This is a genomic window from Aliiroseovarius sp. PrR006 (assembly GCF_010500215.1).
Taxonomy (GTDB): domain Bacteria; phylum Pseudomonadota; class Alphaproteobacteria; order Rhodobacterales; family Rhodobacteraceae; genus Aliiroseovarius.
In genome coordinates this window covers 1-2,038 of the sequence record NZ_JAAGOY010000001.1, presented here as the reverse complement: position 1 = coordinate 2,038, position 2,038 = coordinate 1, and the positions used below count along the sequence as shown (strand labels likewise).

At 33.5% G+C, this 2,038-nt stretch carries 1 protein-coding gene; it reads left to right on the top strand.

The window, feature by feature from the left end:
- Positions 1-860 precede the first annotated feature (860 nt).
- The coding region (locus tag G0Q00_RS00005; RefSeq protein WP_203564870.1) for a hypothetical protein at positions 861-2,038 on the top strand (1,178 nt) is incomplete at its 3' end.

Below are 2,038 nucleotides of genomic sequence, written 5' to 3'. Positions count from 1 at the left end.
CCGATCTTTTTTTTAAAAACGAATAAGGTCCTTTCGTACAATTATTCTAAATTTAAGATAAAAACCAACCTGATTTACATCGGTCTAAACTCAAATCACGAATAGTATTAAAAGTCGAACAGACTAAAACTAACAGAGCTTCTACTCCCAAGCTTAACTATAATTCAACATCGAGGTAGAAAACAAATTCTTAGATATGAACTCCCAGAAAATATCTCCCTGTTATCCCTAAGGAAGCTTAAAATATTAAACAATCTTTTAAAATAAAAGAGAATATCCCATCCAAAAGCAACTAACAAAAGAACTGAAAGCTCTGTAGGGTCTTTTTGTCTTTAAAGAAAAAACTGCATCTTTACAGAAAATTTAAATTAAAATAAACCACCAATAATACAAGAACTATAACATTTACTCATTCAAACAATTCTAAAATGACTAGACAAGTAATTATGCTACCTTCGTACAGTCATAATACTGCAGCTATTTAAAAACTCATTGAGCAGAATTTACTTATTAAAAAATAAGAAATGTTTTTAAGAAACAGTTGTACAGCCTCCGAGTAATATAGAAGGTATTTTATAATAATACTTTAATTTTTTAAATAAATAATAAAAGGAACAACAAAACAGAAAAACAATCTGTTAAAAGAATAAAATGCTAATATCAAGCATAAGATATAAACAAAAAAGAAAAAAAACAATCCAAAAAATTAGCTTAAACTAATAAAAAAAAGAAACTAGATTTAAAGAATCGAAAGAATATCACCCCCAAGCACAAGTCTTACGCACTATTAACTAGCACATCAAAGCTCCCTTAAAAGACAGCTCATACTTGAATCTTCAATAATCGAGAAAAGAAGCATAATGAAAACTAAAATCCGTGATACAAAAAGGAAAAAAATTTTTATTGATATAACAAACATGGACGATGAAATAGCCGCATTGGTAGTTGATAATGGATCTGGTATGTGTAAAGCCGGATTTGCTGGAGATGATGCTCCACGAGCAGTTTTTCCATCAATTGTCGGTCGTCCACGACATCAAGGTGTGATGGTTGGTATGGGCCAGAAAGACAGTTATGTTGGTGATGAAGCTCAATCAAAAAGAGGTATTTTGACTTTGAAATACCCAATTGAACACGGTATTGTTACAAATTGGGACGATATGGAGAAAATTTGGCATCACACTTTCTACAATGAATTAAGAGTTGCTCCCGAAGAACATCCAGTCTTATTGACCGAAGCTCCTCTTAATCCTAAAGCCAACAGAGAAAAGATGACACAGATCATGTTTGAAACTTTCAATGCTCCAGCTATGTATGTAGCAATCCAAGCAGTTTTGTCCTTATATGCATCTGGTCGAACAACTGGTATTGTATTGGATTCTGGTGATGGAGTAACTCACACCGTACCAATCTATGAAGGTTACGCTCTTCCACATGCAATTTTGAGATTAGATCTTGCTGGAAGAGATCTTACTGATTATTTAATGAAGATCCTTACAGAACGAGGTTACAGTTTCACAACAACAGCTGAAAGAGAAATTGTGAGAGATATCAAAGAAAAACTTTGTTACATCGCTCTTGATTTTGATGCAGAAATGAGAACAGCTTCAGCATCATCATCATTAGAAAAGAGTTATGAATTACCTGACGGTCAAGTAATTACTATCGGTAATGAACGATTTAGATGTCCAGAAGCTCTTTTCCAACCAAGTTTCTTAGGTTTGGAATCAGTCGGTATTCATGAAACAACTTACAACAGTATAATGAAATGCGATGTTGATATAAGAAAAGATTTGTATTCTAACATAGTATTATCTGGAGGATCAACAATGTATCCAGGTATTGCTGATCGTATGCAGAAAGAAATTTCAGCATTAGCTCCACCAACAATGAAAATCAAGATTGTTGCACCTCCAGAAAGAAAATATTCTGTATGGATCGGAGGTTCGATATTAGCCTCTCTATCTACTTTCCAATCAATGTGGATTTCCAAACAAGAATATGACGAATCTGGACCTGGCAGATCGGAAGAGCACAC